General features: G+C 68.8%; 13 protein-coding genes. 6 read left to right on the forward strand and 7 right to left on the reverse strand.

The window, feature by feature from the left end:
• Nucleotides 1–73: 73 nt before the first annotated feature.
• From E8A74_RS25440 to E8A74_RS25455, 4 genes are all read right to left on the reverse strand, one after another.
• Nucleotides 74–994: a DUF5050 domain-containing protein gene (locus E8A74_RS25440; RefSeq protein WP_136931663.1), complete on the reverse strand. Its 921-nt coding sequence runs from the start codon at nt 992–994 to the stop codon at nt 74–76.
• 924 nt (nt 995–1918) lie between these two features.
• Entirely contained in the window at nt 1919–2704 is a 786-nt protein-coding gene (locus E8A74_RS25445; RefSeq protein ID WP_136931664.1) for a hypothetical protein, read from the reverse strand.
• Between the two features lie 580 nt (nt 2705–3284).
• Nucleotides 3285–3785: a hypothetical protein gene (locus tag E8A74_RS25450; RefSeq protein ID WP_136931665.1), complete on the reverse strand. Its 501-nt coding sequence runs from the start codon at nt 3783–3785 to the stop codon at nt 3285–3287.
• 96 nt (nt 3786–3881) lie between these two features.
• Entirely contained in the window at nt 3882–9332 is a 5451-nt protein-coding gene (locus E8A74_RS25455; protein WP_136931666.1) for an AAA family ATPase, read from the reverse strand.
• 296 nt (nt 9333–9628) lie between these two features.
• Here E8A74_RS25455 and E8A74_RS25460 point away from each other — a divergent pair, with 296 nt between their 5' ends.
• The 5 genes from E8A74_RS25460 to E8A74_RS25480 all read left to right on the forward strand — a co-directional run bounded on the left by E8A74_RS25460 (nt 9629) and on the right by E8A74_RS25480 (nt 11986).
• Nucleotides 9629–10039 (forward strand): hypothetical protein, encoded by a 411-nt coding sequence (locus E8A74_RS25460; protein ID WP_136931667.1) that lies wholly within the window; start codon nt 9629–9631, stop codon nt 10037–10039.
• A gap of 152 nt (nt 10040–10191) precedes the next feature.
• Nucleotides 10192–10557, forward strand: coding sequence for a hypothetical protein (locus E8A74_RS25465; RefSeq protein WP_136931668.1), 366 nt, complete (start codon nt 10192–10194; stop codon nt 10555–10557).
• 96 nt (nt 10558–10653) lie between these two features.
• Nucleotides 10654–11031: a hypothetical protein gene (locus E8A74_RS25470; protein ID WP_136931669.1), complete on the forward strand. Its 378-nt coding sequence runs from the start codon at nt 10654–10656 to the stop codon at nt 11029–11031.
• Nucleotides 11032–11205: 174 nt separating this feature from the next.
• On the forward strand, nt 11206–11592 hold the full coding sequence (locus E8A74_RS25475; RefSeq protein ID WP_136931670.1) for a hypothetical protein: 387 nt from the start codon (nt 11206–11208) through the stop codon (nt 11590–11592).
• Between the two features lie 28 nt (nt 11593–11620).
• Nucleotides 11621–11986 carry a hypothetical protein gene (locus tag E8A74_RS25480; RefSeq protein ID WP_136931671.1) on the forward strand — a complete coding sequence of 122 codons (366 nt, stop codon included), beginning with the start codon at nt 11621–11623 and terminating at the stop codon, nt 11984–11986.
• Nucleotides 11987–12013: 27 nt separating this feature from the next.
• Here the strand turns inward: E8A74_RS25480 and E8A74_RS25485 are convergent, their stop codons facing one another.
• Together E8A74_RS25485 and E8A74_RS25490 are read right to left on the reverse strand one after the other, a co-directional pair.
• On the reverse strand, nt 12014–13264 hold the full coding sequence (locus tag E8A74_RS25485) for a S1 family peptidase (RefSeq protein WP_136931672.1): 1251 nt from the start codon (nt 13262–13264) through the stop codon (nt 12014–12016).
• An 11-nt stretch (nt 13265–13275) separates the two neighbouring features.
• Entirely contained in the window at nt 13276–13632 is a 357-nt protein-coding gene (locus tag E8A74_RS25490; RefSeq protein WP_136931673.1) for a hypothetical protein, read from the reverse strand.
• A gap of 293 nt (nt 13633–13925) precedes the next feature.
• Between E8A74_RS25490 and E8A74_RS25495 the strand changes: the two genes are divergently transcribed.
• On the forward strand, nt 13926–14192 hold the full coding sequence (locus E8A74_RS25495; RefSeq protein ID WP_136931674.1) for a hypothetical protein: 267 nt from the start codon (nt 13926–13928) through the stop codon (nt 14190–14192).
• Nucleotides 14193–14633: 441 nt separating this feature from the next.
• Here the strand turns inward: E8A74_RS25495 and E8A74_RS25500 are convergent, their stop codons facing one another.
• On the reverse strand, nt 14634–15830 hold the full coding sequence (locus tag E8A74_RS25500; RefSeq protein ID WP_136931675.1) for a hypothetical protein: 1197 nt from the start codon (nt 15828–15830) through the stop codon (nt 14634–14636).
• Nucleotides 15831–15852 lie beyond the last annotated feature (22 nt).

The following is a 15852-nucleotide window of genomic DNA, read 5'->3' on the forward strand; positions in this document are numbered from 1 at the left end:
ACGCTGGGAATGCCGTAGGGCGGCTGCGCTGCGCAGCATCCGCCCCATGGCTTGACCCCGATGGGACGACCCGTCATTCGTTCAAGCGGATTTCGCGGACCCTCGTAGTCGTACTGCCATCTTGCCCGTCGCTGATGAACAACCCTTTCGCGTCGCCTGTCCTGTAGGAAATCGAGGGCCAATAATCCTCGGCGACGACCAACGGCGCGGACACCGTCAGGTCAGGCCGCAGCAGACGTATGTTGAGCTGGTCGATGACGTAGAATGCGCCTTCGACGAACTTGAACAGCCGATGCGACGTGTAGAGCTCGGCCTGTCCGCCGCCGCCCACCGGTTTTCGGTAGGTCCCGGCGCCACCGCTCTCGCGCCAATACACGTAACCACCCGTCACGGAGAAACTGGTGACGTTTGCGTCGTGAAAGACGTTCTGGCCCTGGCCCGCGATCGGGGAATAACCGATGTACGATCCGGGCTCTTGCCAGTAAATCCGATCTCCATCGATGATGAGGTTCTCCGGGACCTCGCTGCTCTTGAACACCGTGCTCACCGAACCGTCGAGGCCGATCCGGAGGAGGCCATGGCCATTGGGCCCCGAGAAATCGTAGAGCGCGCAAAACACGTACTGGTCGTTCGCCACGAGCTCCTGGCAAAAGCCCTCCGTGGATCCCGTGCTCGCCAGCGCCTGCGCGCTGCCTCCGGCCTTCGCCATGCGCCTCAGCGTGCCGACCTCCGACCAGAAGACGTGCGTGCTGTTGATGGCCACGCTCTCGACGAACGTGTCACTCAGGGCAACCTGGGTGGCCACGCCCGAGGTGCGATCGATCGTGTATACGGAACCTGGGTCGAAGCCGCCCTGGATGACGACGTAGGCGGTCGTATCGTCGAGCGCGATGCCCCCGACAGGCCTCCCCGTGAGGTAGGCATTCCAAAGGGCGCAGCTCGTGCCCCCGCTCGTGCACGTTCCCACGGCGCACGTGCCGCATGTCGCGCCCATGTAGGAACCACACGTACGGCCCGTGTTCCGACACACGTCACGGCACATACCGGTTTCACAAATGTTGCCGCTCGGGCAGTCGGCGGCCTGAACGCACTCCTGACAGGCATTCCCCATGACCTCGACGGGCCACGGAGGTGGAAGCGCTTGGCCACAGACCATGTGCAGCGATGCACAGTCGAGACTGCTCTGGCAGGGGACCGCGGGCACGCAGGAGTGCCCCAGGCAGGCGCCACCGGCCTTGCAATCGACGGCGGCATTGCACTCCACGCATCGCTGTCCGACCGTGTCACAGAGCTGCCCCGAGGCCGAGCAATTGAGGTCCGAGGTGCACGACGCCGCGGGAACACAATCACCGTCCTTGCACCAGTTTCCCGCCGCGCAATCATCCGATGTGCGGCACACGCCGCAGCGGCTCTCCCAGCGGTTGCAGACGAGCGCACCGCCGCATTGCTCCCCTGACGTGCAGGGCTGGCCGACGAAACCGCCCCCCCCGGATCCCCCCGAGCCCCCAGCGCCCGAACCACCAGACCCACCCGGGTCGACGCAGGCACCGTCCTCGCAGGCCAGTCCATCATCACAATCGACATCCGTCTCGCATTCGGTCTCGGTACGGTTGCCAGATCCGGCACTACATGCGTAGGCCATCGGGAGCGCAAGCAGAACTGCCCCGCGAATCCACTTTCCCATGAAATATCTCCCCGTTCCGTAGCTTCGAACGGAACCGGCGCGACACTACAACGACAGAATCCAAAGGTCCAATGTGACTCCAACTTTGCGTCTCGCCTGTGAATTTTGACACATCACATTCGACGCCGCGTTAGACGCCTTTCAGCGTTCGTATACTTACGCCGGATGAGGGAAGTGCCGCTGCCGCCCCCGCTGTCGTAGCGGAAACGGCAGCGGCAGCGCCCGCGCTCGCGACTACGCCGCCGGCACCTCGCCCGCCGGCTCCACCGCCTTCTTCCGTCGCGTCGCGCGTCCCGCTGCGACCGCCTTTGCATGCGCAATCGCATCATTCAGCGGCGCGAGCAGCGCCCGATTCTCCACCTCGCGCTCCACGTCGCCCGGAATCTCGCGGCTCTCCACGTACTTCCTCAATCGACCAACGAGGTGCACCCACTCCGCCTCCGCGTTGCGGCCCTTGTGCACGTGTTCCCCCTGCGTCCCGCGCGCCGCGACGCGCTCGGCATACGCCTGGTCGCTCGCGTCGAGCGCCGCCTCCAGGAAATCGATCCATTCGGGCGGCAACTTGATGCCGACGAGCGTGGCCGCGTGCTCGGGGGCGCGCAGGACGGTGAGCGTCCCGCGCATCCTCGTGTTCTCGTCCGGAATGCGGTCGTCGAGGAAGCCGAGCCCCGCGGGAAAGGCGGCGGCATGCAGGGCGCGGGCGGCGGAGGCAAAGGCGCTGTGGCGGCGACGCCCCGCGATGTCGAGGAACGATCCGATGTGCCGCCCCCAGGTATCGACCTCGTCGTCGACGATTTCGGCCTTGTCCGCGTGCGCGGCGAGGGCGGCATGGGCCGCCTTTTTGCCGAACACGTGGGCATCGAGCCGGACGGCGATGGCATCGAGCTGGGGAATGAAGATATCGAGGGCCGGCTCGGCGGGGCCGAGCTGCGCGCGCGCGACGAGCTCATGGTAAAGCTTGCGGCTGATGGTAGCCTTTTCGACGCGGGAGAGCTTGGCGGGAGACGGATGATTGGCCATGGAAGACACCTCGCTGGTTTCGAGCGCGACGACATGTCGCGCGGCGGGTTCGGCAGGTGTCATGGCAAGGGCCGTGCCCACCCGGAATCCAAGGAAATCCAGGCCTGCGCTCCAAAACGGAGTGGCGTGGCGCTCCAAAACGGAGCGGAGGTGCTCCAAAACGGAGCGGTGACGACCCGAAACGAGGTCCGGGCGGTCCAGATCGGTCATGGGGACGCCCCAAAGCCAGGTCCGGGCAACCGGGATCGGTCATGGGGACGCCCCAAAGACAGGTCCCGGCGGTCGGGATCGATCATGGGGAGGCCCCATCGTGAGGTCCGGGCCGTCGGGATCAATCATGGGGAGACCCCATCGTGAGGTCCGGGCGCTCGGAGTCGGTCATGGGGAAGCCCCATCATGAGGTCCGGGCGCTCGGGATCGGTCATGGGGAAGCCCCATCGTGAGGTCCGGGCGCTCGGGATCGGTCATGGGGAGGCCCCAAAGCCAGGTCCATGCGCTCGGCAGGGTCTTTGGGGAGGCCCCAAAACGAACCTCCCTGTCGGCCACCGGAATCAGGGCATCAGCGCCGTCGCGCCTCGGATCAATCGAGCACCGCCGTCGCGCTCACCCCGACATGCTCGATCGGAACCCCGCGGGCCTCGAGCTCGCGCTGTAGCTCGTCGAGGCCGGTCGCCGATTCGGGCAGCCGCTCGATCTCCCGACCCTTCGCCGTGAAGAGCCCCAGCGCGTCCTCCAGCATCTTGGATTCGGTCCAGTTGTCGTTCCGCGCGAACCGCGCCCGCGCGACGAGGTCCAGCGCATGCCTCGTACGCTTGTCCCCTCGCTGGACGTGAAGGACCCCTTCCGCGAGCGATAGCACGCAGGGAACATCGCTCCGTTTGGCGAGGCCACGATACCGGGCGATGAAATGCCAGGGGAGGAGGACCAGGAAGGGCAGAACCGGGGCCACGAGGACCAACAGGCCGATGAGCGCGCGGAGCCAGGTGGGGAACCGGCTCTCCAGGAAGATGAACAGCAGGACGGCGGCTATCGCCAGGCTGGCGGCGGTCTCCTTCCACATCGACGGGAGTCCTTTTGCCATGCGTGTCCAACATGGGGGCCGGCCGGGCCCTCGTCCACGGATGTTGCGTGGACCTTCGCCCCTCAGCAAACCCCATCCCCCGCGCGAAGGGAGCGGCTAGCCGAACGGCAACTCGACCGTGAACGTCGCCCCTTGCCCGGGCTCGCTGCACACGCGGATCGTGCCGCCGTGGGCCTCCACGATCTGCCGGGCGATGTAGAGCCCCAGGCCGAGGCCGCCGAAGCTGCGGCTCGATACGGCGCGCTCGAAGCGCTCGAAGATCCGGGCCTGATCCTCCTTGGGGATGCCCATGCCGCGGTCCTCGACCCAGAACTCGGCCCGCGGCCCCACGCGGCGCGCGCCGACCGTGATGGGCTTGCCCATGCCGTACTTGATCGCGTTCGTCAGCAGGTTGATGAAGACCTGCTCGATGCGGAACCGATCCCACCGGCCCACGACGGGCTCGGAGGCGACGAGCTCGACCGTGCAGCCCGCGGCGGTGATCTGGTGCTGGCAGCCGTCGATGGCCTCACGCGCCAGCGTCGTGAGATCCACGTCTTCGAGCGATAAGGAGAGCTTGCCGGCGCCGATGCGGACGACGTCGAGCAGCTCCCCGACGAGCTTTTCGAGCCGCTCGACGCTGTGGTTCGCGATGTCGAGCAGGCGCGGCAAGCCCTGGAGCTTGGGGTTCGCGGCGAGCGCGGGGTCCTCCAGGCGCCGGCGCAGGAGCTGCACCTGCAAGCGCAGCGGGGTGAGCGGCGTGTTCAGCTCGTGCGAGGCGATGTTGAGGAACTCGTCGCGGATCCGGAGCGCCTCCTGGGCCTCGCGCAGCAAGCGCTCGCGCTCCTTCTCCGCCTCGGCACGCTGCGTGATGTCCGTGGAGACCCCGCACACGCCGTAGGCCGCGCCCGTGGCGTCGCGGAGAGGCACCTTCACGGAGAGATGGGTGTGCAGGCCGTCCGGGAGGGGCACGCTCTCTTCGACCTCCAGCGGCGCCATCGATTCGAGGACCTTCCGATCGTTCTTGCTCAGGCTCTCGGCGAGCTCCGCGGGGAAAAGCTCCTCGTTCGTGCGGCCGACGGCGTCGTCGCGGCCGAGCACCTCCGCGAGCCGCCGGTTGACGAGCAGGTGCCGGCCTTCGAGGTCCTTCACGTAGATGAGCGCCGTGGTGTTGTCGACGACGGCGCGGAGCTGCGCCTCGCTGCGGTGGAGCGCGTCGTACAGGATGGCGTTTTGCAGGGAGATCGCGGCCTGCGAGGCCAAAAGCTCGACGACCATGAGGCGCTGGCGGGTGAAGGCGCCGGGGACGAGGTCGTTCTCCAGGTAGAGCACGCCAATGACGTGGGCCTGCTGCACGATGGGCAAGCACAAGAGCGCCCGCGGGCCGTGCGACGCGAGGTAGGGATCCCTCGAAAAGAGGCTCGGCTGCGCGGCGTCGTCGAGGATCACCGTCTCTCGGCTCCGGCGCACGTAGGTGACGATCGACGCGGGCACGGCCGACGCCGTCGGGCTGCGGGCAGCGACGTTCACGTGGACCCCCGCCGGGCCGGAGGAGGCCTCGGCCTCGATGCGGAGCTCGTCGTCGCGGACGAGGAGGAGGAGCCCGCGCTGCGCGCCCGCCCGCTGCACGAGCGCGCGCATCAAGGTCTCGAGGAGGCGCGCGAGGTCGATCTCCGTGGAGATGGCCTGGGAGGTCCGGAGGACAGCCAGGAGGTCGAGATCCTCGGACCGGGCCATGATGGCGGCGAGCGGCGCAGGGCCGCGGTCGAACACGCCCGGATGAAGGCGCTCGAGCTCGGCGACCTTGGCGTGGGCGCCCCACTCGGCATACCCGTTCCGGGCCTCGCGCAGGTACGCGGCCCCGCTCGTCTCGGAGCCGCGGCGCAGGTGGAAGCGGCCCGCGAGCTCGTTGGCGAGGGCCTCGTTCGGGATGTAGCCGTGGCGCCGGGCGGCGCGCGCCGCGTCGTCGTAGGCGCGCATGGCGTCGAGCGGGCGATCCTCGACGCGGGCGCGCTCGGCCACGCAGAGCGCGTGCTTGTGGCCGAAGTTCTCGGGGCAAACCTCGGCCCACGCGCCGAGCTTGCGCTCGTGCTCGCGGAGGGCGGCGAGGATCGCCGGGCGCTCGGCGGCGTCCGCGTCGTCGTGGTGGCCGGCGAGCGCGAGCGCGCCGTAATACCAGAACTCGGGCTCCTGGACGTGGGCCACCGTCGACCAGAGCAGCGCCCGGGCGCGCTCGGCGGCGGCGACGGCGCCGCGAAAATCGCCCGCGAAGACACGCGCGATGAGCTGCATGATGTAGTGCCAGCACGTGACGACCGCCCAGGGATGGTGATCCATGACGGCGTCGCGGGCGGCCTCGTTCGGCGTCGCGCGCCCGCGCAGGGTGTCGACGAGGTGCTGGATGTCGAGGATGACCTGCGTCGAGGCGTCGAAGCGCGCCCGCCGGGTGAAGGACAAGCGGCGCTCGGCCTCCTCGAAGACCTGATCGAGCGGGTGGCCGAGCAGGAGCCGGTCGACGACGATGCGGTTGCAGCAATAACAGGCGAAGGTCACGTCGCCGGTCTCGAGCGCGGCGCGAAAGGCAATGTCCAGGTAAGGGAGGGACGCCTCCAGGTGGTGCGTCCAGAAGAGCGTGTTGTCGCCGAAGATCACGCTGATCTTGGCCTTGTACGCCGTGCTCCGCCGCCGCTCCATCAGATCGTAGCCGAGTTTGCCGAAACGATACCCCTCCCGGTACCGCCCGAACTCCGGGCCGAGGCTCATCCCGAAATAGGCATACGCGAGCGCCGAAGCGTCGGCGTTGCCGTGGAGCAAGCTCTGGTTGACCATCGAGCAGTAGACCAGGAGCGAGAGGTTGGGGTCGGTGTTCAGGGCCGGCGCGAAGAGGACGGCGAGGATGTCCTGCGCCGCGGCGATCTCGGGATCGGTCATCTCCGGCAGGTCGATGAGGGCCTCGATGGGCCGGTCGCCGAGCAGGGCGAAGACACGCTCGTGCTCGTGCTCGACCTCCGCGCGCGTGGGGTGCGCCGGGATGACGATCCCGAAGAGCGAGAGCCCACGCAGGCCGCGAGCGACGGCCTCGTCGAGGTCGTCGAGGCTCGTGTAGAGGTCGACCTCCAGGCGCCGGATCGCCGCCTCCTCCCGCCGGCTCGTGGCGTGGGGCGCGAGCGCCGAGAGCTGCGCGGCCGCGCCGGTGAGATCGCCGCAGAGGAAGGTGCAGGTGGCGAGCTCGAAATGGAGATCGTAGGCGAGCGCGTGCGGAGCCCGGAAGGGATCGGGGCCGAGCATCCGCACACCGGTGGCGAGGTACCCCGTGGCGGACTCGTACGCGGTCGACGCCCGCGCCCGCCGGCCCGCGAGCAGGTCGAGGCGGGCGAGGCGCGCGCGCTCCTCCGGATCGTCGAGCAGGGCGCCGCCGAGGTTGTATTGGTGGACGATCGCGAAGATCCGGGCTTCGACCTCCTCCGGCAGCGTCGCGTCGAGCAGGGTGCGGCCGATCGCGAGGTGCGTCGCGGGCCGCTGGTCCTCGGGGATCAGGCGATACGCCGCCTCCCGCACACGGTCGTGGAGGAACCGGTACGTGTCGCCCACGCGGCTCATGAGGCCGCCGTGGAGCGCGCCCCAGAGGACGCCGTCGAGGGCGCTCGGGGACCTCCGGCTCGCGGCGGCGAGCGTGCCCATGTCCACCTCGCAGCCGAGGCAGGCGGCCAGGACGACGAGGGCGCGGGTCTCGGGGGGGAGCCTGTCGACCTTGGCCGCCATGAGGTCGACCACGTTGTCGGTGAACGGCGCCGTCCGGATGGCGGCGAGCTGAAAGGTCCACGCGCGCGCCTCGCGATCGAAGAAGAGGAGCCCACGCTCGTGGAGCGCGGCGAGGAACTGCAGGACGAAAAAGGGGTTGTTGCCGGTCTTCGCTTCCACGAGGGCCGAGAGCGGGCGCGCCCGCGCGGCGTCGCACTGGAGCGTGTCGGCGACGATCCGGTGGACGTCCTCGGAGGTGAGCGGGGCGAGGACGATGGGGTGCACCCGCGCGCCGGCCGCGCGGATCGCCGAGATCACGAGGGAGAGCGGGTGCGCCGGCGTGACCTCGTTGTCGCGATAAGCGCCGACCACGAGCAGGTGCTTCGTGTCGGGGTGGGTGAGGATGTCCTGGATCAACGCGAGGCTGCCGGCGTCGGCCCATTGCAGGTCGTCGAGGAAGAGGACCAGGGGCCGCCCCTCGGCCGTGAAGGTCGAGAGGAAGCGGCGAAAGACCAGGTAGAAGCGGTTCTTCTCCTCGGTGAAGGGAAGCGCCGCGACGGCGGGCTGCTCGCCGATGACGAGCTCGAGCTCCGGGATGAGGTCGATGAGGATCTGGGCGTTTGGCCCGAGGGCCGCGGAGAGCCGCGCGCGCCACGAGGCGATCCTCTCCTCGCTCTCCGTGAGGACCCGCCGGATGAGCTCTGCGAAGGCCCGGACGACGGTGGCATAAGGGACGTCGCGCTGGGTCTCGTCGAACTTGCCGGCGAGGAAGTTGCCGCGCGTGGTGGCGACGGGCATGTCGAGCTCGCGGACGAGCGAGCTCTTGCCGATGCCCGAATAGCCGGAGACGAGCACGAGCTCGGGCTCGCCGGTCGCTACGACGCGCTCGAAGCGCGCGAGGAGCGTCCGGATCTCGCGGTCCCGGCCATAAAGCTTCTGCGGGAGGTGAAATTGCTCCGAGACGTCCTCGCGGCCGCGCGGGAAAGGGCGAATGGTGCCGGCCGCGTCCCATCGCGCGAGGCATATCGCGAGATCATGGGCGAGCCCGCGGGCGGTCTGATAACGCTCCTCGGCGACCTTGGAGAGGAGCGTCTGCACGAGGGCCGAGAGCGGTTCGGGGATCCGGGGGACGATTTCGTGCGGCGGCCTTGGCGAAAAGGCGATGTGGCAATGGACCCATTCGAGCAGATCGGCGGCGTGAAAGGGCAGATGGCCCGTGAGCATCTCGTAGAAGGTAATTCCGAGGGAGTAGAGATCGGTCCGGTGGTCGATGGCCCGGTTCATCCGCCCGGTTTGCTCCGGCGACATGTACGGGAGGGAGCCCTCGATGGAGCGCACCCGATCGGCCTCCTGGTACTCGCGCGGCAGGAGCGAGGCGATCCCGAGGTCGGTCAGCCTGACCTGACCGGTCTCGACGTCGACGAGGATGTTGTCGGGCCGGATGTCCTTGTGGATGACGTGGTGCTCGTGCAGCCCGGCGAGCGCCTCCGCGGTCTTGACGGCGATCCGGAGGAAGCGGCCGACCTCCATGGGCGGCCCGAGGAGGCGGCGGAGGGGGACGCCGCGGAAGTCCTCGAAGACCAGGACCGTGCGCTCGGCCCAGCGCGCGAGCGTGATCGGGTGGAGGACGAGGCCCGCGTCGAGGTCGCGGGCGACCGCGCGCTCGTGCTCGAGCTGGCGCAGGGTCTCGGGCGAAGGGTGCTTGGACGCGGGGTACTTGAGGAGGACCGGCCGATTGCCGTCCTCTTCCCGCGCGGCGCGCTGGAGGAGGAACCGGTCGTTCACGCGGACGGTGTCGATGATCGTATATCCGCCGAGGGCCTCCACTTGGATCTTCTACCGCGATCGGGAGCAAACGCACAGGTTGTGTCGATCGCGACGGCGTCCGCGCGGACAGGGCCGGCGTGAGCAGCTCGAGGGAGCGCAGAGGCGAGCGTCGTCGGGCTCGGCTGGACGGAAGCCCACGGGACGGTGAATGGGGCGTCGGGGGACCCGCGGGCTGCTCTTCGGGGCGTGACGCTTCCCATGCTCGTGCTTGCTCCGGGGCACACGCATTGCAATCAGGCGGGGTTCGTCGGCGCTGCACGGGCGTGCCGGCTCTCGATGAAAGAATGGAGGCAAGCATGCGCAATCATCTTTCCGTGGACCACGCTCTCCGGAGCGGGTTTGGTATGGCGCTCCTGGCTGCGCTCGCCCTCGCGAACGGCTGTGCGCCGGTGGAAGGCGCTCTGGAAGGCGAGGGGGAAGACTCCATCGAACCCTCCAGCGAGGAGGCCGCGGATGAACTACAAACCCGGGCTTCGGTGCGCGCCTTCCGGTGTACCCTCAGCGGGGGATTGGTCTCCGCGTCGATGGTGGTCTATCCCGGCCCGCAGGGGAAATCGACCTGCACCATCGTCGCGCCGACCCTCGCGCGTTCCTCGCAGAGGTACTGCACCGGCACGGGCATCTTCATGACCTGCCCGGATTGCCAGGACCTCCGGGTCGACCTTTCATGCCCCTACCGCGCGCGAAACCGTACGCGGAACCGATGAGCCCGACACAATGCTCGCGCGCACGCCGGGCGGCGCCGCATCACGCTGTGCCGCCAAAGTACGGATCCCCATGGCATCTCGATTGCAGCCTGGGCGATCGAGGGTCCGGCGCTATCCCAGCGTGCGGGGCCTCGATTGAAAGGAAGGCGAATATGAATACTCTGCATCAGATGGGTCGCGCTCTCCGTACCGGCTTCGCCCTCTCGCTGGTGACGGCGTTCGCCCTCGTGAATGGCTGCGCGTCGGTGGATGTCGACGACGCGTCGGGGCCGTCCGCGGATCCGTCGCGCGGAGAAGCAGCCGAAGCCCTGTCGGCCGTCCCCCCGGTGGGCCAGTGGGCATGCACCACCGGAGGGGGATTGTTCGAGGCGGTGCTGGTGACCTACGCCGGAGGCGAATGTCATATCTATACCGGCCGGGGCCGTAGGGGAGACATGTCGTACTGCGTGGGCAGCACCTTCTCGACCTGCCCTGATTGCAGGACCCTCGGGGAAGGTTGGGATTGCTACTGGATCTAGCCGCGCTGTCCGACGAACCTCGACCGTGCAGGCGGGCCGGTTCGTGAAAAACGAGGCTCGCCGCCGGTCCCGCCTCGATCGACAAAGGAGCAAACCATGAACGATCGACGCGACACGTGTCGCGCGCTTCCAACCCGGCTCGGGCTTTTGCTTCTGACCGTGGTCGTCTTCGTGATGGCCTGTGCGTCGGGAGATGTCGCAGGGCCCCCCGGGGACGAATCGAGCGACGAGTCCACCGAGGACCTGAGGCTCAGCAATGCCCGCCTCGTCTATTCATGCACCCTCGCAGAGGGGCTGGTGCTCGGGGCGCTGGAGGTCTTCACCTCCAGCGGCGCGACCCCGACCTGCAGGATGCTCGCCTCGGAGCCCCCCAACGCGTCGAGGAGCTTCTGCTTCCCCGCGCCTCCATTGCCTGGCACCTGCCCGGATTGTCTGGCCCTCAAGGCCACCCTCGGATGCGCATTCATCCCGTGAGCGGCCGGGTTTGATCCGAGGCGAGACGGGGGCGGCCCCCCTCGTCCCCCGCGTCGAAGGGAGTGATCGTTTTCGACGCGGCGGCTCCGGGGCATCCGCATTGCAACCATGCCTCCGGCGTTCGTCGGCGACTGCGCGGGGATGCCGGCGCTCGAGGAACCCATGGAGGCAAGCATGTGTATTTCTCGTCCCGTGGATCACGCCCTCCGGCGTGGGCTCGGTAGGGCGCTCGTGGCTGCGCTCGCCCTCGTGCACGGCTGTGCGCCGGTGGGCGATGGCGAGGGGGAACCCTCCGTCGAACCCTTCAGCGCGGAGGCCGAAGAGGAGCTGGAAACCCGGGCTCCGGTGGGCATGTACAGATGCACCCTCAGCGGGGGGTTGCTCTCCGGGACGATGGTGGCCTACCCCGGCCCGTGGGGAAACTCGACGTGTACGTTCTTCGCCCCGCCGCTCCCGGGTTCTTCGAAGCGCTTCTGTAGCATCCGTGGCCGCTTCATGACTTGCCCGGATTGCCAGGCCCTGCGGATCCACCTGGCATGCCCCTTCCGTGATCCGATCTGAGGCGTTCGAACCAAAGGGGGAGGCCCTGATGAAAACGTGTCATCGAGTTGGTCGTGCCATTCTGACTGGATTCGGGCTTTCGCTGGCCGCCGCGCTCGCCTTCGTGAACGGCTGCGCGTTGGAGGACGACGAAGGCGTGTTCGGGCCACCTGCCGAGCCGTCGAACGTGGCGGCGGCGGCGGATGCCATGCACAACGCGGCGCCCGTGGGCATCTGGACATGCCACCGGCACTTGCAGCCGCGGTCGCTCGTGGTCACGCCCGGACCGCTCGGGAACAATACCTGCTCGGTCACCGCGACGCTTTTGCCCGGCTCGTCCGATATGTATTGCGGCGAGGATGGTTGCCTGCCGTGCAAGCACCTCCAGGATCTCTGGAAGTGCCCCACGACGTAGCCCGCGCGGCTGTGCGGCCCGCGGATTCTACGGCACGAGCTGCGCCTCTCCCCCCGCCACCACGACGCCGCGCGCCTCGAGCCGTCGCGCCTGCTCCGGCTCGTCCACGCCGTTTGCGGTAACGTCCACCCATTGCAGGTCCGGCAGGCGCTCGAGGGGTGCGAGGGACCGTAACCAGTTGCCGCGCAGCGAGATACGACGCAGCCCGGCGAGCCCGGCGAGCGGCGAGAGGTCCGTCAATGCGAGGTCCTCGAGCGAAAGCACCTCCGTCGCGGCGAGGCGCTCCCCGAGGCGCTGGCAATCGGGCGAGCCCGCCGCGGAGACCGGCTCCCCCAGCGCGGCGGCGAGGGCCCGCAGCGTGCGCCGCGGACCGGGGCCCAGGTTTTTCGCAGCCTCGCATCGCGCGGGAAACGATTCCCCCTCGGGCGTCTCCTGCGAGGAGCGCAAGGGGGGCGCGCAATCCAAATCCCCGCGCGCGAGATCGACGCCCGATGCTTCCTCGATCCAGCATGCCGTCTCGCGCAGGACGCTCCATTTCCCGGGCTTCGTATCGTCGGCGCAGGGGACGGGACCACGCGACGCGAGGCCCACGAGCCGGAAAGAGCCGCCTTCCAGGCGCACGAGGGCCGGGCCGCCGCTATCGCCGGCGCAAGCGTCGGCCGCGGCGCCCCCGGCCCTGAGCTCGGCACGGCCGACGGCGGCGACGTGGGTCCACGCGGCGTATTTGCGTCCATATCGGGCGACGTCCTCCTCGCGGTCCCGAAAACCATATCCGAGGAGGAGGAGCTCCCGGCCCGGCACGAGGGCCTCCCGGGTCTCGGCGACGTCCGTCAAAAGCGGCACCGTCGCGATGGCATGAAGGGGCTCGGCGAGGATCACGAGGCCCACGTCGTATCGCCCGAAGAGGGCTTCGGGCCTGGCTTTTTTGTAGAGCGGATGCATGACCGCCCGTGTGATGCCCACCGTCGGCCGCACGGCGCCCCCTTCCGCGCCCGGCCCGACATACACGCCGGCCTCCTGCAAAGCCTCCGGATCGCCGAGGCCACGCACGCAATGCGCAGCCGTCACCACGAGGCGCGGGTGCACGAGCGTGCCCGAGCAGGTGATCATCCCCCCGCGGGTGAGGGCGACGGCGGTCTCCCATTGCCCGGCTGGGACGAGCCTACCGCCGACGAGCGGCAGCACCAGAGCCTGCGGCTCCTCGGGGGGCGCCCCACAGGCGGCGACCCAAAGGCAGACCAGGACCGCCCTCACGAACGACCGGGAACGTGCGCCCATGTCGCGGGAGCTCAATCGTAGCAGGGCCCGAGGAGGAGATCGCGCCCCCGCACGGTCGGGTCGATCGTGAGATCACAATGACGACGCGTTTCGGTCACGACCTCCAAGTACACCGCGTTCTCGCAACGAGCCATGACCTCCGTTTGACCCACGCTGGAGGTCGTGGCGAGGATGCCGCTGTTGCCGAAGGGGCCGATGGTCGCCCGCAACGACCCGTTGACCCAGATCTCGCAGGTGCGGTCGAGCTTGCTGATGACCCTCAGGGTATGGAGCCCGCGCTCCACGTCCGCGTCGTCCGCCGCGCGGGCCGTGAAGCCGGCGGAGGCGAGGCCGAGGAGCAGCATGGAGGCAATGGCGAATCGAACCATCGAGAAACTCCTTCCCATCGGCATGGCGGACCCACGTCCCTGCACGAAGCATGGGGGTTCGCATGCACGTCGCAAGCGGGCGCCTAGGTGGCTGGTGTTGATCGCGAGCCCATCGACGACGGTCGATGCTCTAGGGGTTCACCGCGATCTCGCTTGACAACCCGCAGACCGTTCTTGCAGAGTCCGAATGTATGCGAAATCCACGCTCCATCGTGTTGCTCTTGCTCTGCACGGCATGCGCTGCGCGTGGAAACCACATGGAGCACGAGCCTCGGGCCGAACCAAGGAATGACGTGTCGACAACGTGGATCGGGCTCACGGTAGGCCAAGTCCTTGCCCAGTGCGGCACGCCGGACAGCGAGCTGCGGATGCAGGACGAACCCCCCGGAAAGCTTCGGGGCGTCGAATTCGATTGCCACGAGAGCGAGCCCGCGCGGCGCGTGGTTCTGGAGTTCGAGTATCACACCGCATTGTTCTCCGAGGAGCGAGCCTGGGGGAGCGAGTTCGTGAAGGCGCAACGGGTGATTCGCGTGCTCGAATCGACACGCGTGGAGCCATGATTGACTGATTTTGCACGCGCGCCGCAGCGACGGCCTCGGGAGGGGTGAAACGGAGGGGCGAAATGCTCCCAAACGGTGCCGTGACGACCCGAAATGAGGTCCGGGCGGTCGGGATCGGTCATGGGGAAGCCCCCACGTCAGGTCCGGGCCGGCGGGATCGTCTTTGGGGAAGCCCCAACGCGAGGTCCCGGCGGCCGGGATCGGTCATGGGGAAGCCCCCACGTCAGGTCCGGGCCGGCGGGATCGTCTTTGGGGAAGCCCCAACGCGAGGTCCCGGCGGCCGGGATCGGTCATGGGGAGGCCCCAACGTCAGGTCTGACCCGGCGGCATGCGTCATGGGGAGCCCCCAACGCGAGGTCCCGCCGGTCGGGATCGTCTTTGGGGAGGCCCCAAAGGACACCGTGGGCAGCCCCAGGGAATTTTGGGGAGCCCCCAAAGCCGTCAAGGCTTGCTCGGAGCGCTTGTCGCCTCGGTTTTGCACCCGTCGAGCGCGGAGGAAGGCACGCGGAAGGCCGCGCCCTTGGCGGCGACGATCTCCGGGGGCGGGGCCCCGAAGCCGTGGTCCGGGCCGCGCGGCGCGGCAATACGCGTGTAAGGAGCGGCGCGATCCAGCATGCCGACCCGCGTGCCTTTCCGCACATGGCCCACGGTCACGCGCTCGCCCGCGACCTCGGCGACGAGAGGCACATCCTCGCTGCAAAGGAAGGACGCCACAGGCTCCTCGTTCGGAGGCCGGTCGATCCCCCTGAGGCCCTGCGTGCGGTATGGATTGGACGGCTTCTCCAGGGCCGAAGAAGCGACCCAGCCGAAGACGGTCCCTTCGTCGAGCGTCCACGCAATCCGCGTCGCCTTGCCTTTCGTCTCGACCACGCGGACGGACGTGGACGCGCTTGGCGGGTGAAGGCGCGCGACGGCCGGCCCCGCGGGCTCCACGGCGAGGTTGATGGGATTCCCTCCCCGGAGAAGCATGTACGGGTCCCCTTTCGAGGACGGGAGCACGGAGGGGTCGACGTCGAGCACGGCGGCGTCGAGGGAGAGCTCCGCGCAGGTCAAGCGCTGGGCCGGGAGGCTCCCGAGGACCTCGACCTCGTTGCCGAAGCGCGGCGCGACCTCGACGCCGGACGACGAGGCGCTCACGACGCGCAAGCGCGTGGGGGCGAGGAAGCCGCCGAGGGCGCGCGCGCGGACCGGGTGGAGCACGAGCTCGGCGGCGTCGAGGAAACCACGCAGCACGAGGTCGGGGTTCTTGAGGGTGATGCCGACGCTCTTGGCAGGCCCGTCGAGCAGCACGACGTCCGCCGAGCGGTCCTGGCCGGCCGTGCCGAAGAGGCCGGCCATGCCGCCGACATGTTTCTCCCCGACGATCGCGAACGCGGGGCCGTCCGGCGCGAGCCGAAGCGTGAGCCCCGCGCCGCGGAACCCCTGATAGGAGATCCGACAAACGCCCTCCGGGAGCTCCAGGGTGCGAGGCGGTTGCGATGGCGCGGACGCAGCCGGCGCGGCGGCCGAGGCGCTCGCTCCCGGAGGAGCCGACGTGGAGGACGCGGGCGTGTTGTCGCAGCCGAGCGCGGGGAGGAGGAGTGCGGCGAGAGAAACGGCGAAGGTGCGTGGGAGAGCCGGGGCCGCAAGGAAGGTCATGGAGAGACTCTAAACGTGGTCC

Origin of the sequence: Polyangium fumosum, assembly GCF_005144585.1 — a bacterium.
Classification (GTDB): Bacteria; Myxococcota_A; Polyangia; order Polyangiales; family Polyangiaceae; genus Polyangium; species Polyangium fumosum.